Origin of the sequence: Stenotrophomonas sp. LST15-1-1.1 (assembly GCF_040815575.1) — a bacterium.
GTDB lineage: Bacteria > Pseudomonadota > Gammaproteobacteria > Xanthomonadales > Xanthomonadaceae > Stenotrophomonas > Stenotrophomonas lactitubi_B.
Window position 1 is genome coordinate 183,698 of the sequence record NZ_JBFPNJ010000012.1, and the last position, 19,136, is coordinate 202,833.

32 protein-coding genes and 1 tRNA gene are annotated in these 19,136 nt (G+C 64.8%); 1 reads left to right on the top strand and 32 read right to left on the bottom strand.

All coding sequences use genetic code 11. The features are described 5' to 3' along the window. Positions 1-58 precede the first annotated feature (58 nt). From MRBLST15_RS08485 to MRBLST15_RS08595, 24 genes are all read right to left on the bottom strand, one after another. Complete coding sequence (locus tag MRBLST15_RS08485; protein WP_367785673.1) at positions 59-295, bottom strand: hypothetical protein; 237 nt, start codon at positions 293-295, stop codon at positions 59-61. Positions 296-298: 3 nt separating this feature from the next. Beyond that, positions 299-994 carry a phage minor tail protein L gene (locus MRBLST15_RS08490; RefSeq protein ID WP_367785674.1) on the bottom strand — a complete coding sequence of 232 codons (696 nt, stop codon included), beginning with the start codon at positions 992-994 and terminating at the stop codon, positions 299-301. Then, complete coding sequence (locus tag MRBLST15_RS08495; protein ID WP_367785675.1) at positions 991-1,281, bottom strand: phage tail assembly chaperone; 291 nt, start codon at positions 1,279-1,281, stop codon at positions 991-993. The genes MRBLST15_RS08490 and MRBLST15_RS08495 overlap by 4 nt, the downstream gene beginning before the upstream one ends. A gap of 3 nt (positions 1,282-1,284) precedes the next feature. Further along, the gene (locus MRBLST15_RS08500) at positions 1,285-2,121 is read right to left on the bottom strand and encodes a hypothetical protein (RefSeq protein ID WP_367785676.1); all 837 of its coding nucleotides are present in this window, start codon (positions 2,119-2,121) and stop codon (positions 1,285-1,287) included. A 9-nt stretch (positions 2,122-2,130) separates the two neighbouring features. Next, positions 2,131-2,466 (bottom strand): phage tail protein, encoded by a 336-nt coding sequence (locus tag MRBLST15_RS08505; protein WP_367785677.1) that lies wholly within the window; start codon positions 2,464-2,466, stop codon positions 2,131-2,133. Further along, the gene (locus MRBLST15_RS08510) at positions 2,459-4,630 is read right to left on the bottom strand and encodes a hypothetical protein (protein ID WP_367785678.1); all 2,172 of its coding nucleotides are present in this window, start codon (positions 4,628-4,630) and stop codon (positions 2,459-2,461) included. Before MRBLST15_RS08510 ends, MRBLST15_RS08505 begins: the two co-directional genes overlap by 8 nt. Positions 4,631-4,634: 4 nt before the next feature. Next, complete coding sequence (locus tag MRBLST15_RS21090) at positions 4,635-4,901, bottom strand: phage tail assembly protein T (RefSeq protein WP_422664276.1); 267 nt, start codon at positions 4,899-4,901, stop codon at positions 4,635-4,637. Then, positions 4,895-5,251: a phage tail assembly chaperone family protein, TAC gene (locus MRBLST15_RS08515; RefSeq protein WP_367785679.1), complete on the bottom strand. Its 357-nt coding sequence runs from the start codon at positions 5,249-5,251 to the stop codon at positions 4,895-4,897. Before MRBLST15_RS08515 ends, MRBLST15_RS21090 begins: the two co-directional genes overlap by 7 nt. Before the next feature lie 83 nt (positions 5,252-5,334). Continuing rightward, the gene (locus tag MRBLST15_RS08520) at positions 5,335-5,838 is read right to left on the bottom strand and encodes a phage tail tube protein (protein ID WP_367785680.1); all 504 of its coding nucleotides are present in this window, start codon (positions 5,836-5,838) and stop codon (positions 5,335-5,337) included. 63 nt (positions 5,839-5,901) lie between these two features. After that, positions 5,902-6,255 (bottom strand): tail completion protein gp17, encoded by a 354-nt coding sequence (gp17, locus tag MRBLST15_RS08525; RefSeq protein WP_367785681.1) that lies wholly within the window; start codon positions 6,253-6,255, stop codon positions 5,902-5,904. Continuing rightward, positions 6,255-6,743 carry an HK97-gp10 family putative phage morphogenesis protein gene (locus tag MRBLST15_RS08530; RefSeq protein WP_367785682.1) on the bottom strand — a complete coding sequence of 163 codons (489 nt, stop codon included), beginning with the start codon at positions 6,741-6,743 and terminating at the stop codon, positions 6,255-6,257. Before MRBLST15_RS08530 ends, gp17 begins: the two co-directional genes overlap by 1 nt. Beyond that, positions 6,740-7,420, bottom strand: coding sequence for a glycosyltransferase family A protein (locus tag MRBLST15_RS08535; protein ID WP_367785683.1), 681 nt, complete (start codon positions 7,418-7,420; stop codon positions 6,740-6,742). Before MRBLST15_RS08535 ends, MRBLST15_RS08530 begins: the two co-directional genes overlap by 4 nt. Continuing rightward, a complete protein-coding gene (locus tag MRBLST15_RS08540) occupies positions 7,414-7,971 on the bottom strand; it encodes a methyltransferase domain-containing protein (protein ID WP_367785684.1) in 558 nt (185 codons plus the stop codon). Before MRBLST15_RS08540 ends, MRBLST15_RS08535 begins: the two co-directional genes overlap by 7 nt. Next, the gene (locus tag MRBLST15_RS08545; protein ID WP_367785685.1) at positions 7,952-8,455 is read right to left on the bottom strand and encodes a hypothetical protein; all 504 of its coding nucleotides are present in this window, start codon (positions 8,453-8,455) and stop codon (positions 7,952-7,954) included. Before MRBLST15_RS08545 ends, MRBLST15_RS08540 begins: the two co-directional genes overlap by 20 nt. Further along, a complete protein-coding gene (locus MRBLST15_RS08550) occupies positions 8,452-8,793 on the bottom strand; it encodes a phage head closure protein (RefSeq protein ID WP_367785686.1) in 342 nt (113 codons plus the stop codon). The genes MRBLST15_RS08545 and MRBLST15_RS08550 overlap by 4 nt, the downstream gene beginning before the upstream one ends. Then, entirely contained in the window at positions 8,793-9,188 is a 396-nt protein-coding gene (locus MRBLST15_RS08555) for a hypothetical protein (RefSeq protein ID WP_367785687.1), read from the bottom strand. The genes MRBLST15_RS08550 and MRBLST15_RS08555 overlap by 1 nt, the downstream gene beginning before the upstream one ends. After that, positions 9,181-10,047: a hypothetical protein gene (locus tag MRBLST15_RS08560; RefSeq protein WP_367785688.1), complete on the bottom strand. Its 867-nt coding sequence runs from the start codon at positions 10,045-10,047 to the stop codon at positions 9,181-9,183. The genes MRBLST15_RS08555 and MRBLST15_RS08560 overlap by 8 nt, the downstream gene beginning before the upstream one ends. Further along, positions 10,040-11,476 carry a phage portal protein gene (locus tag MRBLST15_RS08565; RefSeq protein WP_367785689.1) on the bottom strand — a complete coding sequence of 479 codons (1,437 nt, stop codon included), beginning with the start codon at positions 11,474-11,476 and terminating at the stop codon, positions 10,040-10,042. The genes MRBLST15_RS08560 and MRBLST15_RS08565 overlap by 8 nt, the downstream gene beginning before the upstream one ends. Then, entirely contained in the window at positions 11,473-11,730 is a 258-nt protein-coding gene (locus tag MRBLST15_RS08570) for a hypothetical protein (RefSeq protein WP_367785690.1), read from the bottom strand. Before MRBLST15_RS08570 ends, MRBLST15_RS08565 begins: the two co-directional genes overlap by 4 nt. A gap of 57 nt (positions 11,731-11,787) precedes the next feature. Further along, positions 11,788-13,185 (bottom strand): phage major capsid protein, encoded by a 1,398-nt coding sequence (locus MRBLST15_RS08575; protein ID WP_367785691.1) that lies wholly within the window; start codon positions 13,183-13,185, stop codon positions 11,788-11,790. A gap of 108 nt (positions 13,186-13,293) precedes the next feature. Beyond that, positions 13,294-13,863 carry an HK97 family phage prohead protease gene (locus MRBLST15_RS08580; protein ID WP_367785692.1) on the bottom strand — a complete coding sequence of 190 codons (570 nt, stop codon included), beginning with the start codon at positions 13,861-13,863 and terminating at the stop codon, positions 13,294-13,296. Further along, positions 13,860-15,548 carry a terminase TerL endonuclease subunit gene (locus MRBLST15_RS08585; RefSeq protein WP_367785693.1) on the bottom strand — a complete coding sequence of 563 codons (1,689 nt, stop codon included), beginning with the start codon at positions 15,546-15,548 and terminating at the stop codon, positions 13,860-13,862. Before MRBLST15_RS08585 ends, MRBLST15_RS08580 begins: the two co-directional genes overlap by 4 nt. Then, positions 15,545-15,967 (bottom strand): hypothetical protein, encoded by a 423-nt coding sequence (locus tag MRBLST15_RS08590; protein WP_065177534.1) that lies wholly within the window; start codon positions 15,965-15,967, stop codon positions 15,545-15,547. Before MRBLST15_RS08590 ends, MRBLST15_RS08585 begins: the two co-directional genes overlap by 4 nt. A 209-nt stretch (positions 15,968-16,176) precedes the next feature. Continuing rightward, the gene (locus MRBLST15_RS08595; protein ID WP_346585681.1) at positions 16,177-16,368 is read right to left on the bottom strand and encodes an HNH endonuclease; all 192 of its coding nucleotides are present in this window, start codon (positions 16,366-16,368) and stop codon (positions 16,177-16,179) included. On the opposite strand from MRBLST15_RS08595, the gene MRBLST15_RS08600 reads away from it, so the two are divergent. Then, positions 16,367-16,507, top strand: coding sequence for a hypothetical protein (locus MRBLST15_RS08600; protein ID WP_367785694.1), 141 nt, complete (start codon positions 16,367-16,369; stop codon positions 16,505-16,507). The two genes, MRBLST15_RS08595 and MRBLST15_RS08600, sit on opposite strands and share 2 nt — an antisense overlap. On the opposite strand, the gene MRBLST15_RS08605 is transcribed toward MRBLST15_RS08600, so the two are convergent. From MRBLST15_RS08605 to MRBLST15_RS08640, 8 genes are all read right to left on the bottom strand, one after another. Beyond that, positions 16,500-16,700 carry a hypothetical protein gene (locus MRBLST15_RS08605; protein ID WP_367785695.1) on the bottom strand — a complete coding sequence of 67 codons (201 nt, stop codon included), beginning with the start codon at positions 16,698-16,700 and terminating at the stop codon, positions 16,500-16,502. The genes MRBLST15_RS08600 and MRBLST15_RS08605 overlap by 8 nt on opposite strands. Before the next feature lie 8 nt (positions 16,701-16,708). Continuing rightward, entirely contained in the window at positions 16,709-16,909 is a 201-nt protein-coding gene (locus MRBLST15_RS08610; RefSeq protein ID WP_367785696.1) for a hypothetical protein, read from the bottom strand. Continuing rightward, entirely contained in the window at positions 16,906-17,382 is a 477-nt protein-coding gene (locus MRBLST15_RS08615; RefSeq protein WP_367785697.1) for a lysis system i-spanin subunit Rz, read from the bottom strand. Before MRBLST15_RS08615 ends, MRBLST15_RS08610 begins: the two co-directional genes overlap by 4 nt. Position 17,383: 1 nt before the next feature. Continuing rightward, the gene (locus MRBLST15_RS08620) at positions 17,384-17,599 is read right to left on the bottom strand and encodes a hypothetical protein (protein WP_049464547.1); all 216 of its coding nucleotides are present in this window, start codon (positions 17,597-17,599) and stop codon (positions 17,384-17,386) included. Further along, a complete protein-coding gene (locus MRBLST15_RS08625) occupies positions 17,596-17,925 on the bottom strand; it encodes a hypothetical protein (RefSeq protein WP_367785698.1) in 330 nt (109 codons plus the stop codon). The genes MRBLST15_RS08620 and MRBLST15_RS08625 overlap by 4 nt, the downstream gene beginning before the upstream one ends. After that, on the bottom strand, positions 17,925-18,407 hold the full coding sequence (locus tag MRBLST15_RS08630; protein ID WP_367785699.1) for a glycoside hydrolase family 108 protein: 483 nt from the start codon (positions 18,405-18,407) through the stop codon (positions 17,925-17,927). The genes MRBLST15_RS08625 and MRBLST15_RS08630 overlap by 1 nt, the downstream gene beginning before the upstream one ends. Before the next feature lie 84 nt (positions 18,408-18,491). Continuing rightward, positions 18,492-18,569 (bottom strand) — tRNA-Met (locus tag MRBLST15_RS08635). 100 nt (positions 18,570-18,669) lie between these two features. Next, positions 18,670-19,131 carry a hypothetical protein gene (locus MRBLST15_RS08640; RefSeq protein WP_367785700.1) on the bottom strand — a complete coding sequence of 154 codons (462 nt, stop codon included), beginning with the start codon at positions 19,129-19,131 and terminating at the stop codon, positions 18,670-18,672. Positions 19,132-19,136 lie beyond the last annotated feature (5 nt).

Below are 19,136 nucleotides of genomic sequence, written 5' to 3' on the forward strand. Positions count from 1 at the left end.
AAAGGCCCGCACTGGGCGGGCCTGGGTAATGAACTCTGGTTTGAAGCGCGGGGATTCGTCAGCTCAACCTGACCACATCAACCCTGACTTCAGGCGCGGCATCAACCACAACCTCGCCGGAAGGTGCGTCGACGCTGAAGGTGTAGTTGCTTTCATGCTCATGGCCTGCTTTTCCGTTCAGATTGCGGACAAAGTGCAGCCGACCGCAATTCATCCGTACGTAGACATTCGCTTGGGCAGCGATGAAATCACCGCGACCCTGCCGATACAACCGCTTCACCATGAAAATCGACATCAGTCAGGTCCTCAGTAGACCGGCGGCCGGGAATCCGCCGTAGGGCAGCGGCTTGTCGGCTCCGAAGCGCAGCTTGCAGCTGTTCACCCTGCCGCCGCACTGGTCACGTGCGGGATCGGTAGTGGGCACGTCGTTGGCATCGGCCACCGCCGGTCCGTTGTAGCCGCAGTAGGGGCCGCGGTATCCCCCACGGATCAGCCAGCCGCAGACACCGGCGATGACCTGCCGGCCGGGCAGCTGCTCGCCGTTGAGGTCGATGGCGGTGGTCAGCTCGAACTCGACCGTCTGCTTGTCCTCGGCCACCTTGCGCTCGATGAACCAGATCTCGTCCAGGAAGTGCTCATTCGGGTCAGCCGTCGGGTTGCCCTCGGCGAAGTTCGCCGCGTCCAGGTACTTGGCCAGCGTCTGCCGGCGGATGACACGCGCACCGACCAAGTCGTCGAACAGGAGGCACAGAGCGGTGATCCGCCCATCGATGTTGCTGACCTTCAGCCGGGGGTTCGGGGGCTGATCGCTGGTGCGCGCGAAGCCGGTGGCCTCGATCGGCCAAGGACCGTACTCCTGGCCCTGCCACCAGATCAGACCCGATTGCAGGTGGGCGTGAAAAAACAATTGGTCAGCGCCAAAGCTGCTGGCATCCAGTTCAAACAGCGTGATGCGGCCACCGGGTTCGAGCTGCTGGGCATCGGCGGTGATCATACCGAAGGCTCCACAGGCCACTCCACGTCTGGAAAGTCGGGGTCGTCGGTCAGAGCAAGCAACAGCGACCGATATTCCAGCCACTCCTGAGCTTTGTCAGCTGGAAGTCCAGAATCCATCTGCGTCCAAACGCTTGCGCGCAGGATGGAATCACGGCGCCATATCGCTTCCTTCCTTGCAATCGCCTTAAGAACCTCTGGTGGCACGTCTTCGCCGAGCTGCTCTCCTGGCATTGGTGTTCCACTATTCCCGACGTAGCGAAAGGAATCACTGGTGTATGCGTACATTGGTCACCGTTCGAAGTAGTAGCCGTTGATTCTGTGGTAGGTAGATCCCGACGGCGTGGCGTCGTACGCGTACGTATAGGCCTGAGATCCATCCACTGGCATTGCAGTGGCTGTCACGCTGCTTGGCGCAACAAGCGACATGTAACCGCTCTGCGCCGCCGGCCCTTTGCTGTTCGAGAGCCTTACATATGCGCCGTTAGAAACTGCGTTCAGAGCTACCAATGAAACTGCGTGCGCGGTCACAGGAGCTACCTGCCCTGCGCTCACAGTGGCCGTGCTCGTAGAAGATCCTGCTGCCAGAACCAAGAATGGTGCCGCGCTGGTGTCTTCCAGATAGATAATCTGGGAGCCGTGGTGCTCGAACTTCAGCACGCCGCTTGCGCCAACCCGGATGCTTCCGATGTAGCGACGAGAGTTGTCGCCAGTCTTGATTCTTGCCGTGCCGAAATAGACTGCAGGCGCAACTGTGACAACCTCAAAGTCCGGGGATCCATCTGCCTTTGCAAAGAGATAGATGTGATACCAGGTGTTTGGGGTCATCCCGCTTAGCGACTTCGACAACGCTACAGTGACTGCCAGAAGCTGGTTCAGCGATGGAATGAATGCCACGCCTGGCGAGAGGGTGAGCGTTGCTCCCAAGAATGAAAGAAGCAGACCGTTACTGCTGATCGCTCCCTGATCTAACGATTTGCGGATAGCGCCAGCGGCCGCCTGCTTAATCTCTTCGACCTCCGCGTAGAGTTCCTGGTCGTTGTGATTGGTCTTTTCAAACGCAACTTTGGCCGGGTCGCCTTTGTAGGTTCCATGGTCGGTAGTGGTGTCGATTACTTGCTGTGCCATGGGGAATCCTTACGGCTGGAACGTCTGTTCGAACGTGGCATTGAGCGTGTAGACGCCATTGCCATGCGGGGTGATGGTGTAGGTCTTGCAGAGGTACAGGCCCTGCACACCGAGCGGCGGCGTCCAGAGGAAGGACACCGCGCCCTTCCGCGCGCGCAGGAAGGCCAGCGCCGGTCCGACTTTCGACTCGCGGCCCACCATCGAGATGGGCCACTGCTGCGTTTCGTTGTTCAGGCCGTCGGCAGCGGTCTGCCGGTAGCCATCGCCGAACTGCGCATCGCGGGTACGGAAGTCGCCGGTGCCGGTGATCTCGGTGCGCACGCACCAGGTGAATACCTCAGCCATTGCGCACGCTCATCTGATGGAAGAGACCGCCCGGGCGAGACTGCTGCACGGCCCACTGATTGATCAGTGTCAGGAACGCCCTCTGGATCTGCTGGCCCTGTTCGTCACCGCTACCCTGCTGGCTGGTGCTGGTGCCCTCAGACGTGACGTTCAGGGTGGTGTTGAACTGGTTCGTGGGTCCGCCGCCACCGGCCATCGACGATGCAGGCAGCCCTGCGGTGATGGGCCGGACAGAGCCGGCATCACCAGGAATCAGGTAGGTCTTGCCGCCCTGGTCGAACAGCTCAGGCCGACCACCCTCGCCCACGCGGTACATGCTGCCACCAGCCACCGGGCCGCCGCCGGCGCGGCCGCCTGCCGAGCCAATGGCGGTGCCGATCGCATTGACCCAACCCGCGCCAGCGCCGCTGTAGCTGCTGGCCCAGCTGCCAATCATCTTGAAAATCTGCGAAGCGGCTGCCTGTGCGGCCATCTTCTGCAGGGCCTTGGCGAAGCCCTGCACCATGCCACCCACCCCTTCGGAGAACGGATCGAAAAGGAAATCGGCGAAGGCGTCCTGCATGTTGCGGGCGGCCTGGTCCGCGTAGGTGCTCCACTGCCCGAAGGTCTGCTCAACCGACGAACTGGTGTCGTCGTCGATGCCGAACATGCCATCGAAGGCATCGGCAAACTTCTGGGCGCTCTCGCCCATGATCGACTCGGCTTCGTCGATGTTGCCCAGCATGTCGAGCAGCGAAGCGCTGGATCGGATCGCGGCCTGCGCAGCACTGTCGATTCCCTTCAGGCCGCCCGCCTGAATCTCATAGTTGACCCGGCCCAGCTCCGAGCTATCGTCGAAGAGAGCGATCTGGCGCTCCAGCTGGTCGTTGGTGGACTTGTAAGCGTCCTGCAGCTTCTTCGCGCTTTTGTCCTGCTCGACAGCCGCGGTCTTCTGCTTCTTGGCGCTCTCCGACCACGACGCCTGCAGCTTGGCCTCCCACTCGGCGGCCTTCTGCCGCTGCTCCGCCTGGTCCTTCGCCGCCTGTACCTCTTCAGCGGTCGACCTGGTGCTTCTGCCCCGTGGTCCGCTGCGGGCCCCGTCGGGGATCGCAGAGCCCATTCCCTGGGACGCCGCCCAGCCGTTGTCAGCATAGGCAGTACCGGCCTGGTAGTCCTTGACGAAGCCACCCCACCCTCCGCCCTGAGATCCGAACAGCCCGCTGTACTGTCCCGTCGCGAGCTTGATGACTGCGTTGCCCTGCTTCTCGACGGCGACGAGGCCGCCACGTAGGCGGTCCAGCCAGTTCTCCACCACTCCGAAGATCTCGGCCGCCTTGCCGATCTCACGGAACGCCGTGGCGATGCCGTGCGCCACGTCGCGCACACCGCCGCCTTCCTTGGCCACGTCGACAAGTTGCGTGGTCAAGTCCGTCAGCGTCGGCAGCAGCTCGCCGGCCAACTGGGTGAACCAGCCCTGCGTTGCCGCACGGAGATCGTCCAGGCGGTCATTGAACTCCGCCGCCGCGCCGGCAGTGTCCGAGTCGATCACGATCCCCAAGGTGCGGGCCCGTTCCTCCATGGTCCGCATGCCGTCGGCGCCGAGGCTCAGGAACTCCAGGAATTCCGAGCCGGACTTGCCAAACAACTGCATAGCCAGCGCAGTTTTGGTGGTCTCGTTGCTGATGCCGGCGAAGCGGGTCTGCACTTCGGGCAGCAGGTCTTCGAAGCTGCGCAGGTTCCCGGCCTGGTCCTTGACCGAGATCCCCAGCGCCTTGAACGTCTTGTCCGCCTCGCTTCCGGCCTTCGAAGCGTCAGCGATGTTCTTCGTGAACTTGGGGATGATGCCGACCAGGCCCTCCAGGTCAGAGCCGGTCATCTTCGCGGCGTAGCCCCAACCGGACAGGGTCTCGGTGGAGATACTGAAGCGAGCCGACAGTTCATCAATACGGTCGGCCGCGTTGATCGCATTGCTCAGGCCGGTGATCGCGGCATCCACACTGGCGAACGCCGCCACTGCTCCGCCGATCACGCTACCGATCGCGGTGAAGCCAGAAACGATGCCCTTGCTGACGCTGGCCGCGGTGCGCTCCATGGACTTCATGGACTTCTCTGCGCGCTGGGTGTCCGTGACGAACGACCCCGTCTTCATCAGCAGGTCGACGACGATGGAGCCGGCAGTTGCCATGTGATCAGCCTCGTGGGGGTTTCAAGCCGAACGCTGCGAGGGTGCGCAGGTCAGCGTCGGGGAACTCATGGGCAGCCGGCGTCGGCTGCAGGAAGTCGAGGTTCTTCTGGAACGACCCACCGAAGCTGGCGCCGATCAGTGCCGCAGGCCGGTGGTAGCGGTGAAGGTCATCGAAGGGATACAGCTGGTAGAAGGCCAGCCACCGTTGAAACTCTGGCTCGGGGAGATCGTCAATCTCCCCCAGCGTCTTGCCGAGCGCGAGGCCTAGGATGCAGGCGAAGTATTCGCGTCCACGCTCGGCGAGGACTTTTTTGCGTCGTCACCGATGCCGGCCACCGCCATCACGTGTGGGAACAGATCGGTCAGGCCGTTTGCCGTCAGGTTCTGCGATTCCGCCTCGGTCAGCACCAGCTTCCCGTTGGCGTCGCAGAGGCTCGCGGCGATCAGGCGCTGCATCGCAAAGCAGGTTTCGTCGTCGTTGCCAGAGGCCTCCGCAGCGCGCCAGCGGCGCATCTGACCGGCGCTGACCTGGCGGAAGTGCACAGTCTCGGTGGTGCCGTCGCTGAACTTCACCTCGCGCGCGACGGGGGCATTGCTCGTCAGGATCTTGCTCTTGTCCATCAGCCGTTCTCAGAAGGTGGGGGCCGGATGCGCGACGGCTGGACGCGCAGAGCCGGACACCCCGAAGGTTTATGTGTGTGCCGTCAGGCCGAGTACGGCCCGTTCCAGTGGGGGGTGACGCTGCCGCTGCGCTGGATCGTCAGCGTCCCGCGCACGATCTCGTTCGTGGCGATGTCGATGTTCAGATCGGCGACGTAGCCACGGAAGCCGATCGAGGTGCGCAGGGGCGACGCCGGCGCGACCAGATCGTCGTTGGAATCCAGCGACGGAGCGGCCACGCCATCGCTCAGGCCGATCAACCAGTCCACGACCTCGCGCGACTCCTTCAGGTCGAAGAGGATCTGGTGCGACTGGCTGCGCGGGATGAAGTTGAACGGGACACTGACCTGGCCCGGGTTGCCAAGGCCGCCTTCATACTCCTTGTCGCCGACGGTGCTCAGGCAGGTGGATTCGATCTGGTCGGCAGCGCCGCCCAAGCCGGTGATGCCAGTCGGGCACTCGAACTTCAGGACCGAGGCGACGCTGGAACTCAGCTTGTCCACGGTGAAGAGCTCGGACCCCTGGGTTTTGATGACGCCCTCGGTCATTGCAAAGTCCTCTGGTCAAAGAAAAACCGCCTTGCGGCGGCTGGTTGGGGTGGTGCCAGCGGCTCAGCGCTGGTCGATGAAGTCGGCCTCCATGCCGACCCGGTAGAGCTTCGTTTCAGGATCGCGGCTGTTCAGCACGACCCGGTTGCAGATCAGGCCGGCGTCCAGCGCCTCGCGCACAGCCAGGGCCAGCTGTTCGGCGCCGGCATCGGTCGGGTGGTAGCAGTCCAGCTGCACCGTGGTGAAGTCGCCGCCAGGCGCGCTGCTGAGGTTGTCGTAGGGCTGGCCGCTGATGATCTGCCAGGTGATGTACGGCCGCGTCTCGGTCTGTGCGACAAAGCCGTGCCGGCCTATGCGATCACCAACAATCGATGACACCGCCGTCGTGTGAATGGCGCGGAATACCTTGGGGAACATCAGCGGCCTCCCCGATTCTGCTGCGCCAGCTTCGCGATGATGCGATCCACGCGCGCCAGCAGGTCGCTGACGATCAGGTTGATGGTCTCTTCGCCATGCTGGTTCACGGTGCGGCGGATGAACGACCTGGCCGGCTGCTGGACGGAGCCGTACTCCTTCAGCTGAGCCGACTTCAGGGTGCTCACCTGCTCACCCTTGCGACCGGGGTACATCTTGCGTTTGATGCGAACCACGTAGCGCTCGCCGTTGCCGCCGCTGGGCGCTTTACCGCGGCTGGCGATGATGTTCTGCGCCAGCAGACCGGTGGACTCGTCGCCTGGCTCCAGCACTGCCTGCAGGTTCTGGCGCTCCTTGTCGCGCAGGAAGCGCGCGCCTTTGGCCAGTGCCAGCTTCACCGCCCCCCCCTTCTTGCTCACGACCTCGGCCGGCAGACTGCTGAGCGTACGGATGATGCCCGGGATGCCAGTGATGTTGAACTCGACTTTCACAGGTATACCTCGGCGTCTTCGCCAACCCAGTCCCGCAGCAACGCGCCATTGGCGTCGGCCTCACCACTGAACTCGGGGTCATGCCCCATGCCGATACCGCCGCGGCCCGGCAGGCCCTTGATGCCTACCACGCGGTGGCCACCGAACAGGCGCCGGTCGCGCGGGCGGCGCCACAGCTCCAGGTCGATGAACTTCGGCCGCGCCCGGCATGCACCGGCGAAGTCCTGCAAGGCCGAGCCGCGCATGGCCGTGCTGCACAGGCTGGCGTGGCCGGTGTTCACCAGTTGGCGTCCGCGTCGCTGCTTCACGTTGTAGTAGCGGGCTCGGTGCTCGCCTACCAGCTCGGCGTGTTGCAGCTCGGCGGCGACGGTGGTCAGCCAATCCGGCGCATACCAATCGTCGTCCTCGATGATCACCAGGCTGTCAGCCGGATCGACTGCGGCCAGCCCCTTCAGCAGGTTGCGAGCCTGCGTGTTCTGGCCGGGCGCCCAATGCGGCGAAGGCCGGACCAGCACCAGCTGCCAGCCATCGCGCCGGAAGGTCACCGGCTGCGGTTCCGGGCCGTCGTCCACGATGATCCAGCGCACGGGGCCGCTGTAGTCCTGTCGCGCCATCCATCGCTCGCACAGCGCCCAGGCAGCGGGCCGGGCGCCAGTGGCCGTCAGCAGCGTCAGCATCGCGCCACCGCGAAGGTGTGCATCGGCAGCCGGCGACGGGCCACGCCGCGCTCGCCATGGTCGTTCAGTTCAATCGGCACCTCGCCGGCGTACTCGGTGGCGATGTCGCTGAAACCGGCATCTGCCAGCAGCAGCCGCAGGCCGCTCTGGCTGTAGCGGTAGTAGTCGTCGGGATAGCCGTGCTCCGGGAACGCGAACAACGTGGTGATCACCAGCAGGCCGCCCGGCTGCAGCACCCGGCGCAGCTCCGGCAGCGCCAGCCATGGCCGCGCGACGTGCTCCAGCACCTCCGAGCACACGATGCCGCTGAAGCGCCCCGACCATTCGGCCGGCAGGTCGTGGATGTCGGCCACCTGGTCGACGCCCTCGCCTGCCTGCATGTCGATACCCGTCCACTGGCCGGTAGCCAGATCGCGGTTCGTGCACCACCAGGCCGCCGGGTCATGGATGCGGCTGCCGACCTCCAGCACGTCATCGCCCAGGGCACCGGCATGGCTCTCGATGTAGGCGCGGATGCGACCGCGCACCGAGTTAAGCGGCAATCTGTTCATCGAATTCGAAGCACCTGAGAGCTGAGCCGGCCGTGCAGTTCACGACGCGAACGTGGGGGTTCTGCCTCGCCCACTGGGCGAACTGCAGCTGATGGATCTGGCGACGGGCCGGCGCGGTGTTGCGCAGGCCGTTGGTGTATGGCCCGAAGAAGTGGGAGCCGTGCAGGTCAAACCCGTGGAGCCGCACCAGCGTGGCGCCCAGCGACGCCGCGACGGCCAGGCCAAGCACGCCGCTGTTCCAATTGGTTCGTGCACCGGCCAGTTGCTGCAGGCCTGTCTTTCGATGGGCTGTGTATCGCGTGCCCTGAAAGCGCATCGCCTCGGGGTGCTTGTCCCACCACTGCACGTCGCTGGCGGCCAGGAACTCCGCCCAAGGCGCCAGTTCGAAGGCGTTTCCGACCACGCCGACGCGGCGGCCGCGCAGCGTTTCGGCCAGGCTTGCCGATGCGCTCGGGCCTGGTCCAAGAAGGTCGATCTCGATCATTGGCCGTCGTTGACCCCGGACGAGACGGGAATGGTGATGTACTCCAGCCCCGAGGCCTTGTCCGGCAGCAGGCCGGCAATGTTGAAGATCTCGCCGCGGTGGATCAGCCGCATTGTCGGCAGCATGCCCTCGCGGTAGCGCATGGTGATCCGCGCGGTTACGGCGGCCTGCGTCTGCCCGGACTGGATGAACTCTCGGGCCGACAGCGGCTCCACAGAGGCCCACACGGTGGCCACGTCGAGCCATGCCGTCTGCGACACGCCGTCGCTATCCCTGGTCGTCACCTGCTGCTGGATCAGCACTCGGTGCCGCAGGGTCCCGGTCGCTACGTTGCTCATCAGGCCACCGTCGTGCGGCGCAGGGGCGCCAGCTGTGCGGTGGCGGCCTTCGACAGAACGTAGCCGTGGCCAGCATCGGCCGGCACCACGTTGTCGCCCTCGCCTTCCCGGAACCGGTACTGCGAGGCCAGCTCCAGCAACGTGGCGGCGATCACCGCAGGATGCAGGATCGGCTCGCCGTTGCTGTCCTCGGCCCGCACCGGCCAGCCGGAGCTGTCGCGCACCAGCTCGCCGTCGGAATCGCGCTGCAGCACGTACAGGCGCCACTCCTGTTTCAGCCACGCCGCCACCGACGCGGAGACGGCCGGGATCCACATCGCCAGCCAGCGGTCGTCGGCGTCGCTGTCGATACGCATCTGCTCGCGGGCGTCGTCCCGGGTGACGAACTCACGCATGGCTGCCACCCAGCTGCACGGGCTCGGCCGGTACGCGCACGCTCTTGCCGTCCTTGCCGTCCCGGCCCTTGCGCGCGGCAAGGATCCAGTCGTCCGCGTTCTCCAGGCACGGCCGCGAAGCGTTATCGCGCTTGGCGATCCACAGCGCCCCGTCGTGCGTCACCGACTGGCCCGCCTTCATGCCAAGCCCGTCGCGGTGGAAGCCGCGGTGCACCATGTACGGCAGCACCAGCTCGGCCCGGCGCTCGCCAGCGCCCAGGGTAATCACGAAGCCGCGCTCGGCGTCGTACTCGCCGGCGGCCGTTTCGAAGCTGAGCCCGTCCCGGCCATCTTCGCCGACGACCTTACCCAGCCTGACCGCCTCGCCCTTGGTGGTGGTGATCACCAGCTCGCCGGCACGATCGATCATGGCGCCGGCAAGGCCGACACCGTCTGCACCAGCCTGCGGCGGGTTCTCGGCCAGGTGCTTGGCCACCGCGGTAGACAGCTGCTGCTCGGTGACGGGATCCGCGTCGCGGCCATCCTTCGGCACCGGCAGCGCATCGACGGCGGACTTCACCGCTGCCTCGATCACCGCTGGGTCTGCGTCGCGGCCGTGCTGCACCGGGTTGGCTTCGAAGTGCTTGGAGACGGCGTCTGCCGTGGCCACGTCGACCAGCGTCAGAAGGCGCGGCGATTCCAGCAGCTTGGCCACCACCAGGTCGGCCAGCGCATCCACGTCCACCGGCTCGGCGTCCTGGCCGGGGTCGCCCTTCTCCGGAGCACGCTCGCGCAGCTCATCCAGCTCCCGCTTCACCGGTGCGATCGCCTCACGGATCAGGCCGCCGATCTCCTTGCCGAAGTCGATGGGGTCAGTCATTGCGGAATACCTCAGCTCGCGCGGCATGAAGGGCCTTCATCATGAAATTCTCCTGCTGCAGCGCGCGCAGTTCGTCGCTGTCGTCACGCTGCGTGTCATCGTCTTCGGGCACCGGCACTGCAGGCTCCGCCGCCAGCGCGGCGCTGATCTTGTTCTGGCTGACCTGGTCCAGCGGGTAGTCCTGCTGCTGCATGTAGACGGTGTCGCCACCATCCAGAGGCGCCAGGTTGAAGGCGAGCCGTGCTTCGTTCGGGGTCTTAACGTTCCCGCCCACCAGCTTCGTCTCGACATCCGCCTGCTTGCCAACGTCCATGCGCAGGAGCGGCCCCAGATCCAACTCGACGCCCATCGGACGGGAAATACCCAAGCCCTCGTCCAACAGGTTCTCCATCGCCTCGATGTGGGTCTGCAGCGCATCGCCGTAGTACATCTGGTTCACCTCGTCCGGCTTGGTGCCGGCCGGGATGATGCCGATGCCGACTTTGAACGGGGGAATGCCGAATGGCTGGCAGACCTGCTCGTCCGAGTAACGCATCTGTTCGACCAGCTGGTTGTCGGCAGACTTGAACGCGAACGGGGTGAACTTCATGTCCGCGCCGATCACGGCCACCTTGCCCGCATTGGAACCCTGGAAGCTGCTGTTCCAGTATTCCTTCACCGCCAGTGCGTCGTCTTCGGACATGCCGGCCGGCGCGGTCAGGATGCCGCCCGGGTTGGCGCCGTTCGAGAAGAACGTGGTCGAGTCCTTCAGGATCTTCAGGTTCTTCACAGCTGGCCAGTTCGCCGCACAGAGAGGTGGGACGCCGATGAGCTGATGGTGGAAGCAATTCATCCGGTCGTGGATGATTTCGCTGGCCGGCACCATCAACTGCTCGCCCGGGTATTTATCCGGCAGCATGTTCGACGCGCTGCTGTAGTTGATCTGGTAGAAGACATCGCCACTATCGGCCACCATCGGCTGTACCCGGCACGGGTCAAGCACCCACAGCCTGGTAACCACGTTGCGCTCGTCGCGCCCCTTCAAGACGTAGGTGTTGCCCTGAAGCAGCTTTGAGAGCATCCAGGCCTCCCGGAACTGCTGAGCGGTCTGGTACGCGTTCGGCTTGCGGAGCACCGGCCAGTACGACGTGTTCTTGTTCTCCAACCGCCAGATACCGTCCTCGTTCTCCGCCTTCAGTTGGAACGGCAGCTTTCCGATATCGGACGAAATCCGATTCAGGCACGCGTATAGCGTGGGGTACGACAGAATCGTGTCATGCCGCTCTTCCATGTTGCGCTGCCAGGCGCCGGTGAACGGCTCGCGCACCAACGGCTGCCAGCCATCTCGCCCCGGACCAGCAGCTACCGGAGACAGCGATTTCAGGTAGTCGGTGCCGTACTTGCGCACGCCGGCCTCGGTGGCCAGCTCACGGGGCGAGAAGCCAGTCATTCAGTGGCATCCTTCTTCGGCGCGGCCTTCTTGGCCGTAGCCTTCTTCGCGGCCGCCTTCGGCGCGGCCTTCTTGGCCGTAGCCTTCTTCGCGGCCGCCTTCGGCGCGGCCTTCTTGGCAGGCTCCGGATTCGGCACATGCTGCTGCGCGACCATGTCGCGACGGAGATAGCCTGAGTTCTTTTCGAGAAGGGGGGCGAGGCGATGGTCCACCATCACTACGCGGTTCCCCCTGACCAGTTCGACCTTACGCATTTCGCACCTCGCGATTGAGCAAGGACGGGGTCACATGGACCCCGCCCTGCAACACAGTTACGGGCTGGTCGGAGCGCTGTTGCTCCAATCCACACCACTGAGGTAGGCCACGGCCTGCGGGCGGCGCTTCTTCCAGTTGACGAAGCGCTCGGCACGGATCGCGAGCTGGTTGGTCTGGAACATGCTCTGGATCTGCGCGATCGTCGGCGTGGCGGTCGCATCATCGTCCATGATGATGGTTGCCTCCTTGCTGATGTCGATGGTGACGACGCCGTCATCCGCCAGGTAGATCTCGCTGGTGAAGGCCAGGATGAACATGCCCGACGGCACGTAGTTGGACACCACCAGCGGCACGCCGTCGATGTCGCCGCCCGTCATGGTCACGTTGGGGAACTCACGCGCCATCAGCGGGTTGCGCAGGCCAGCCAGCTGGCGAGCGGTGGCGCTGTCGGTGATATAGACCGCACTGGACACCGGCAGGTTGGTGTCGTCTGCGGTTGCCCACAGCGCCTGGATATCAGCGTAGACGTCACCAGTCGAGGGGATAGCCGTAACGCCATTGGTGATGGACGCTGGCGAGAGACCCGCGCCGGTTCCGGCGGCCTTGGCCGGGTCGACGAAGTCCTCGTCCATACGCTCGATCACCGCATCCGACAGATCGTCGCGCACCAGGATCTGGATGGACGGGTCGGAGAAGCGGGCGAGCTCTTCGGTGATCACCGAAATGCCTGCGATCTTGGACCACTTCAGCTCCGCCGCATCGTAGCCCGACTTCGTAACTGGCTTGCGGAAGCCTTCACCAACCCACTGCGCGCGGCCCTTGGCGGTCTTGCCCGGAATTCGCACGTTGAAGGGGACACGTCGCAGGCCCGGCACGTTGCCTACACCCAGCTGGCCGATGATGGTACGCGGACGCAGGAAATCAACGAACTCGCTGGACAGGTTCTGGTACTGAACCAGGTTGCCAGCCCAGGCCGGATCAGTGGTGTTGCCCGCCGCGACAGCGGCTTTCATGATCTCGTTCAGGCGCACGTCGTCGCGGAAGGCGTTCTCGGCAAACGCCTTGGCGCTGGAAACGTCGCCCTTACCGGCGTACATCGCCATCGCGAAGCGGGCGAAGCCGATGCCCTGCTCTTCGTTCTTACGGCTATGGATCAGGGCCGGGCCCTGGCCGTTGGCGGCAGAACGCTTCGGATCGGTCGCGGAGCCCTGATCCTGGATGATCTGGGCTGCGGGCACGGCAGACTTGGCCTGCACGGCCTGCAGGCGGGTCAGGCGGTCGATGTCGCCGTCCAGCGACTTGATCTGGCCTTCCAGGTCGTCGAACTCTTCCTGCTCGGCGGTGTTGAAGGAGCGGCTCTCGTCCATGGACTTCTGGGCGATCTCGCCCAGCTTCTTCTGGTGCGCTTCGCGGGTAGCGCGCAGCGCTTCCAGCTGTTCGGCGATGTTCTTCATTTCGTGTCCTTGATGATGGCGCAGCCGTTCGGCCCGGGTTCCACGCCGGGCAGTGCCTGCAAGATTGGGAAGCGGGTTCCACCCCGCAGGGCCATTCGGCCCGAGGCTTCAGTGCAGCAGCTTCACCGCGCCATCGGCCGGTCGTTCGACCTTTTCCGCCTGGCGCTGGATGAGAGGGACGCCGTAGTTCACCGGGCGCCGGGCGCCGGTATCCATGGCCTTGATGGTCTGGATGGTCGCCGCGGCGTTGGCCGGGATGGTGACCAGGGAAAGCTCATAGATCTCGGTCTCGGTGAACCGGATGCCGCCGCCGTCCATGTAGCTGTACTCCAGCGCGCGGAAGCCGATCGACACGCCGCGCACCAGCTGTTCCTTCACCGACTGCCAAGCGAGGTCGCAGAGATCCTTCAGCGCGCCGGGGGTGGCGATCTTCGCCACGCTGGCGGTGAACGGGATTCCCTTCGCCGTCGGCTTGCCGAACTTCACGATGCCCACCGGGCTGTCGTGACGGTGCTGCCACAGCAACGGCAGCTCGGCGGCAAACTTGGCGCCCAACGGCTCGACGATGTCGCCGTAGCGATCCGGCTCCGGCGTGGTGGCCAGGCCGGTGATCACCTGCTGATCGTCGTCGTAGTTCTTCACCTCCAGCAAGCTGTAGGCGCGGTTCTCGTTGTTCATCGGGCTCCACCCAAGGTCATGAGGACGAGTTTCTTGTTCTGCGGCTCGGGGTTCCGAGACATCAGCTCGACGGCATTCATCGCCGCCATCAGGGGGTCGATCTTCCCGACCCCGCTGGCCGCCTTGGTCACGTACAGCGCGTTTTTCGACGCCTCGACCTTGGCATTGCCCACGCACCAGTCCATCAGTCGCGAGCCGTCATGCGTCAGCAGGCCATCGGCCAGCCAGCGCTCGAACACCTTGCAGGTGCCGGTCAGCTGCCAGCCCTGGCGGATGCCGGTGATCAGGTCCGCGTCGATCTTCTCGGTGGCCAGGGCGTCCAGCACGGTGCCCAGCCCTGATGGGTCGACGCCGATGCCGGCCAGCAGCCTTGCGTTGGCGACCTGCTTCACCATCTTGGCCATGTCGCGCAGGTCGGTCGCGCCTTCCTCCGCCTCGCCGCCGACCATCAGGTGGCCGTCGGCAATGAAGTCGGTGTACCGGGATTCCTCGCTCTTCCGGCGCTTGAGCGCCTTGGGGTGGGCGAAGGCCCGGCTCAGCAGGAGCTTCCGCTTCGTGTGCTTGTCTCGACCGCAGAAGGACAGGCCCAGCAGGTCGTCCAGGCCGCCGCCGTCGATGCCGACGGTGATCGCGTCACAGCGGCGGATCATCGCTTCCAGCGTGAGCCGTTTGTCCGCCTGCGCCTCCCAGAATTCAGCACCGGCCCAGCTGCCCTGATGCAGTGCCACGCCGATCTGCACGTTGAGGTGCTGCGATGCCCAGCTGCGAAGCTCGGCCTCGCTGGTGCCCACCGCATCGTCGAACTCTTCGACCATGCGCTCCAGCGTCATGGCTCGACCGATGTTCGGGTTCAGTAGCGGCCACAGCTGCGGATCCTTCCACCGCTGGTCCTTCGATTCCTGGATCTCCTGCGGGAACTCAAACAGCACCGGCAGCATCTTGCCGACGCGCTTGCCGTCGCGGATATCCCGCGCCTTCTGCAGTTCGTCGGCGAACACCCCGACCGGCTGCTCGTCGCTCTGCGTAGTGATGAACCACAGGAACGCTTCCGGGTAAGGCACCATGCCGCCGCGGATCTGGCGCAGCGCCTGGGCGGCCTTGGCCTTCTTGGCGCACACGTGCAACTCGTCTATCAGCGCCCCGCCCGACACCTTCACGCCGGTCAACACCGCGGGGTCAAACGTCATGATCTCCAGGGAGGCCTTCGTCTCGCGGTGGATGATCGTCTTCAGGTGGTGGCGGATGTGGAACTTGGCATCCAGCACCGGGTCCAGCTCGATCGCGCCGGCCGCTGCATCGAACGCCAGCTGCGCAGTGTCCTGCACCGGTGCCGTCATCAGGAACGTGGCACGTGGGCGCTGGTTGATCAGCGTGGCCGTCACCATCCCCAGCGCCCCGAATGTCGTCTTGGCGTTCTTCTTCGGTACCAGGGCGAACAGGTCGCGAATCTCGCGGTCTCCGTTCTCCGGGTTCACCGAGCCGAACATGCAGCGCGTCACGTCCTGAAACCACTCCCCGCCCGCCTCCGCCAGCGTGGGCGTCCCCGGAACGTCAGCCAGCCGCAGCCGCCCGAGAATGTTGGCTGCGCGTTCGGCCTGCGGCGTCCACAGCGGCAGGTTTCCCACCGGCAGCTGGCCGGCCTGAAGACGCTCCCACCAGTCCCGACAGGAGAGGTCCCAGCTCACTTACCCGCTGCCCGATGGATCGGTGTGACGTTCTCGCCCAGCAGGCCTTCCCACCCGGTACCAACCTCAGCACCGACCGCCTTCGCGTTGGCCTGGGCCTTCTTCCCTTCCGGCTTCGGGGCTTCCGGCGCCTGCTGCTCAGGCGCTGCCGGCGCCACTTCGAACTCCGGCGAGTGCTGCAGGTACAGCCTGGCCGCCGACGTGTTGCCCTTCTTGGTTGCCGACCGGAAGGCCACCGCAAGGACCTCCATTCGCTTCAGGGACGCGCCCGAAGAAAGCTCGGTGGCGTAGTGCTTGCGCAGGGTTGGGATGGTGATGCCCAGCGCGTTGGCTATCTCTTCGTGCCGCATGCCACCACCGGCAGCGACGGCGACCTTCAGCTGCGTGGCCTTGGTCGGCTTGTGTGCGGGTCGTGCCATGTCGGGTCAGCCGTTAATTGCTGCGGGAAGCGCTCCGGTGAAATCTCCGGCGCGAGAAAAAAACCTCTGAATGAGTGGGCGGCGGGTGTCCGACCCCTCGACCGAAAAATCGAAGTTACCCCCCCCGTTCATGTTTCACGTTCATGTTCGTCATTCATGTTCCACGGTTTCGCCGTTCAGCTTCGCGTTCACCCTGTTGGGTTCCACACTCACCGCCTTGCGGCTCCACGTCGTGCCTCTGCCTGGGTCTTCAGCCCATGGCATTCGGTGCAGATGGCCTGCAGGTTCGTGTCATCGTCGCTGCCGCCCTCGGCCACATTGACGATGTGATCCACCTCAGTGGCTTCGGTGATCCTTCCCTGCTGCTTGCAGGGCTGGCACAGGTACTGGTCCCGCTGCATGACTGCATCCCGCTTCCTGCGCCATGGCCTCCCGCCTCTGCCCTTCCCGTACGTCGGCGCCACAGGTGCGGCGGCCTTCAACCTGCTGGGTGCGCTGGCGATGCGCGGTGCCAGTGTGGTGACCCGGGCCATCAGATGAACTCCACCTCGACTTTCCCGTGCTTGGTGCGCTGCACAGCGCGCTTGCCATGGCGGTGGATCCGGACAGGGCTGTCGTAATGCCGGACCACACCCTTGCGGGTATCTGCGTACACGACCTTTTCCACCACGTGGCCATCCAGCAGAACGCGGCGACGGCCACGGCCATCGGACGGTGTGTGGACGTGCGACATGCTCCTCATCAGCCGAGGCTCTGCGACTGGTCCCGCTCACCGGGCACCAGCTCACCGTCCAGGCTGCGGGTTGGTTCCTCCTGCTCTTCCTCACCCTCGGCAGCCAGCGCTTCCAGCAGGGTGTCGAGCTTGCCTTCCACACGGGCGGTGGCCAGGCGCTGCTCTTCGTGCTGCTGCTCGATGCGGCGCAGGCGGTCGGCCAGGCTCACGGACTCACCTCGGCACGGTCTGCTGCGATGACGGCTTGGCTGGCGCGGACGTGGTCGTCTGCGTCTCGGCCGACTTGAACAACAGCTGCCGCAACCTCTGCTCGTAGTTCGGCGTGCGCATCACGTTCGATGGTGCCGGCGACAGCTTGGGACAGGAGGCTGGTGCTGCAGGTGGCGAGGTCGTCGCGCAGCTGGAGGTTGCCAGTGCGCAGGTCAGCCACAACAGCAGCAGGGACGGCCTCGGCCGAAGTCCGGTCTTCTTCATGCTTGGCTCCGATGGTGGCCAACGCCTCGGCCTGGTTGTGTTCGGTGGCACGGGTCTGGTTGACCTGCTGCACCTGGGCGGCGCTGGCGCCGGCCTGCTGCCGGGCTTCAGTGCCCTCGGCACGATCGCCGCGCCACGCCCAGCCAGCACCGAACATGCCGGCCGACCAGGCGACGAACACCAGCACCACGATCACGGTCCGATTCACGTCAGGCTCCTGCGCCGCGGCGGCCGATGTTGAAGTAGAACTGGATGATTCCGCCCATGGCCGTGTTCAGCCCGCCGATGAGCATGAGGAAGGCATCCTTGTTGCCCTCGGGGATGGCCACAGCGAGCATTGCCGCCATGCCCATGCCGATCAGGAACAGGATCAGGATGGCGATGCCCGCGCGCGCCGCGCCGACGTTCCGGGTTGCGAAGGTCATGCAGCACCAGCCAGTGAATGGATTTCTTCCAGCGCCCAGTGATACAGGGGCTGGTCGATGATGGTCACGCGGGTGAGGCGCTTGCCGCGCACTTCCTTGATGGCTACCTGGGTGGACTGCTGGACCGCCAGCAGCACGAATGCGATGCGCTGCTTGGTCGGGTCCGGCTCCTGCAGCACCGCAAGCGCGTCGCTCACCATCTCGCGGATGGCTGTCAGCAGCTCGGCGGTGGGGTTCTTGGCCTTGCGGCTCTCCAGCACCACCAGCACGCCCTGCAGCTGGCTGACCGGCGAGAGCTTTGCCGCCTTGGCCTTGGCCGCCGGCATCAGTTGTCCTTGGCGGCGTACCGCAGGTTGCCGGCCACACGCCGGGTCCAACCCCGCCCGAAGGTGTCGAAAGTGCCCAGCTTGGCGTAGAACTCCAGGCGCTCAGCGTTGAACAGCAGCACCAGGTCGGCAGGATCGGCTGCAGCCACCGCGGCCAGGGTGCGGGGCCCGACGATCCCGTCGTCCGCCACACCGGCAGCCCGCTGGACCCAGCGAACAGCGTTGCCGATGCCGTGGTTCACGGCCGCATCCAGCGCCTGGAAGGCGAAGGCCTTCGGCAGCTGGTCGCCGCTCACCCGCTGCCAGAAGTCCCGGCGGTAGATGGCCACGGCGTCCGGCCGGGTCAGCGCCCTGATGTTGAGCTGCGGATACGACCGCTTGCTGATGCCCCACTGGGTTTCGCCGCCTGGGTCGCGCGGGTCGTTGACGTAGCCGCCCTCATGGGCCAGCACCCGGTCGATGATCTGGTCGAACTGGCTCATAGGGATTTCCGAATAGGTGCCCGCCACCGCAGCCCGGAATTTCAGGGCGGTGTGGTGTGTCCGGTAAGGGTTGACGGGCGTAGGTGGTTGCGGGGCCCGGATTCGAACCGGGGACTTTCGGGTTATGAGCCCGACGGCTTAGACCACTGGCCCACGCCCGCAGTAAACGGCGTCCCGGAAACGCAGAAGCCCCGACGCAGGGCCGGGGCTTCAGGGACAATTCTTGACGTTGGCAGAATGATGCAGATCAGTGACGTTACTGTCAACCGTGCTCAGTGAACCACTTCAGATCCTTCGAGTACGGGGGGAAGCTTGTCCCATAAACATCGGTGTACTCAACAACGATCTTGAACTCGGACAACTCCACCCTGGTGAGGTGCATATCGGTTCCCCGTTCCTCTGGTATCCCCTTCACTTTTAGCACTGCGATTCGCTTGTTGGGCGCCAGCGCAGTTCCATCCGCCGAGGTTATGAAGTCCGCGTTCCGTGTCGAAACCACACTCTGAGCGCTCTCGAACGATGTTCCATCATTCTTAACAAAACGCAGTTTCAACACACGCATTGGCCCAATACCGTTGTTGGCCAACACAATTCCCAGCCGATCGTTGTAGGAACTAAGGCCAAGCGACGGGAAAGGGGTGACCGACAGGCGGTTATGAGTCCTCTGAGACTTCCAGGCCAACAATGCGATGAAGGCTGCCAGTAACGCTACGATCACTTCCATGTTTC

Excerpts from the sequence above, each read along its gene's own strand:
- MRBLST15_RS08575 (WP_367785691.1), bottom strand. The coding sequence starts at position 13,185 with ATGAAGAACATCGCCGAACAGCTGGAAGCGCTGCGCGCTACCCGCGAA.
- MRBLST15_RS08490 (WP_367785674.1), bottom strand. The coding sequence starts at position 994 with ATGATCACCGCCGATGCCCAGCAGCTCGAACCCGGTGGCCGCATCACG.
- MRBLST15_RS08535 (WP_367785683.1), bottom strand. The coding sequence starts at position 7,420 with ATGCTGACGCTGCTGACGGCCACTGGCGCCCGGCCCGCTGCCTGGGCG.
- MRBLST15_RS08555 (WP_367785687.1), bottom strand. The coding sequence starts at position 9,188 with ATGCGTGAGTTCGTCACCCGGGACGACGCCCGCGAGCAGATGCGTATC.
- MRBLST15_RS08600 (WP_367785694.1), top strand. The coding sequence starts at position 16,367 with ATGACTGCATCCCGCTTCCTGCGCCATGGCCTCCCGCCTCTGCCCTTC.
- MRBLST15_RS08640 (WP_367785700.1), bottom strand. The coding sequence starts at position 19,131 with ATGGAAGTGATCGTAGCGTTACTGGCAGCCTTCATCGCATTGTTGGCC.
- MRBLST15_RS08545 (WP_367785685.1), bottom strand. The coding sequence starts at position 8,455 with ATGATCGAGATCGACCTTCTTGGACCAGGCCCGAGCGCATCGGCAAGC.
- MRBLST15_RS08550 (WP_367785686.1), bottom strand. The coding sequence starts at position 8,793 with ATGAGCAACGTAGCGACCGGGACCCTGCGGCACCGAGTGCTGATCCAG.
- MRBLST15_RS08580 (WP_367785692.1), bottom strand. The coding sequence starts at position 13,863 with ATGAACAACGAGAACCGCGCCTACAGCTTGCTGGAGGTGAAGAACTAC.
- gp17 (WP_367785681.1), bottom strand. The coding sequence starts at position 6,255 with ATGTTCCCCAAGGTATTCCGCGCCATTCACACGACGGCGGTGTCATCG.
- MRBLST15_RS08510 (WP_367785678.1), bottom strand. The coding sequence starts at position 4,630 with ATGGCAACTGCCGGCTCCATCGTCGTCGACCTGCTGATGAAGACGGGG.
- MRBLST15_RS08620 (WP_049464547.1), bottom strand. The coding sequence starts at position 17,599 with ATGACCTTCGCAACCCGGAACGTCGGCGCGGCGCGCGCGGGCATCGCC.
- MRBLST15_RS08570 (WP_367785690.1), bottom strand. The coding sequence starts at position 11,730 with ATGCGTAAGGTCGAACTGGTCAGGGGGAACCGCGTAGTGATGGTGGAC.
- MRBLST15_RS08520 (WP_367785680.1), bottom strand. The coding sequence starts at position 5,838 with ATGACCGAGGGCGTCATCAAAACCCAGGGGTCCGAGCTCTTCACCGTG.
- MRBLST15_RS08630 (WP_367785699.1), bottom strand. The coding sequence starts at position 18,407 with ATGAGCCAGTTCGACCAGATCATCGACCGGGTGCTGGCCCATGAGGGC.
- MRBLST15_RS08590 (WP_065177534.1), bottom strand. The coding sequence starts at position 15,967 with ATGGCACGACCCGCACACAAGCCGACCAAGGCCACGCAGCTGAAGGTC.
- MRBLST15_RS08485 (WP_367785673.1), bottom strand. The coding sequence starts at position 295 with ATGTCGATTTTCATGGTGAAGCGGTTGTATCGGCAGGGTCGCGGTGAT.
- MRBLST15_RS08625 (WP_367785698.1), bottom strand. The coding sequence starts at position 17,925 with ATGCCGGCGGCCAAGGCCAAGGCGGCAAAGCTCTCGCCGGTCAGCCAG.
- MRBLST15_RS08540 (WP_367785684.1), bottom strand. The coding sequence starts at position 7,971 with ATGAACAGATTGCCGCTTAACTCGGTGCGCGGTCGCATCCGCGCCTAC.
- MRBLST15_RS08500 (WP_367785676.1), bottom strand. The coding sequence starts at position 2,121 with ATGGCACAGCAAGTAATCGACACCACTACCGACCATGGAACCTACAAA.
- MRBLST15_RS08505 (WP_367785677.1), bottom strand. The coding sequence starts at position 2,466 with ATGGCTGAGGTATTCACCTGGTGCGTGCGCACCGAGATCACCGGCACC.
- MRBLST15_RS08495 (WP_367785675.1), bottom strand. The coding sequence starts at position 1,281 with ATGTACGCATACACCAGTGATTCCTTTCGCTACGTCGGGAATAGTGGA.
- MRBLST15_RS08605 (WP_367785695.1), bottom strand. The coding sequence starts at position 16,700 with ATGTCGCACGTCCACACACCGTCCGATGGCCGTGGCCGTCGCCGCGTT.
- MRBLST15_RS08515 (WP_367785679.1), bottom strand. The coding sequence starts at position 5,251 with ATGGACAAGAGCAAGATCCTGACGAGCAATGCCCCCGTCGCGCGCGAG.
- MRBLST15_RS08595 (WP_346585681.1), bottom strand. The coding sequence starts at position 16,368 with ATGCAGCGGGACCAGTACCTGTGCCAGCCCTGCAAGCAGCAGGGAAGG.
- MRBLST15_RS08560 (WP_367785688.1), bottom strand. The coding sequence starts at position 10,047 with ATGACTGACCCCATCGACTTCGGCAAGGAGATCGGCGGCCTGATCCGT.
- MRBLST15_RS08565 (WP_367785689.1), bottom strand. The coding sequence starts at position 11,476 with ATGACTGGCTTCTCGCCCCGTGAGCTGGCCACCGAGGCCGGCGTGCGC.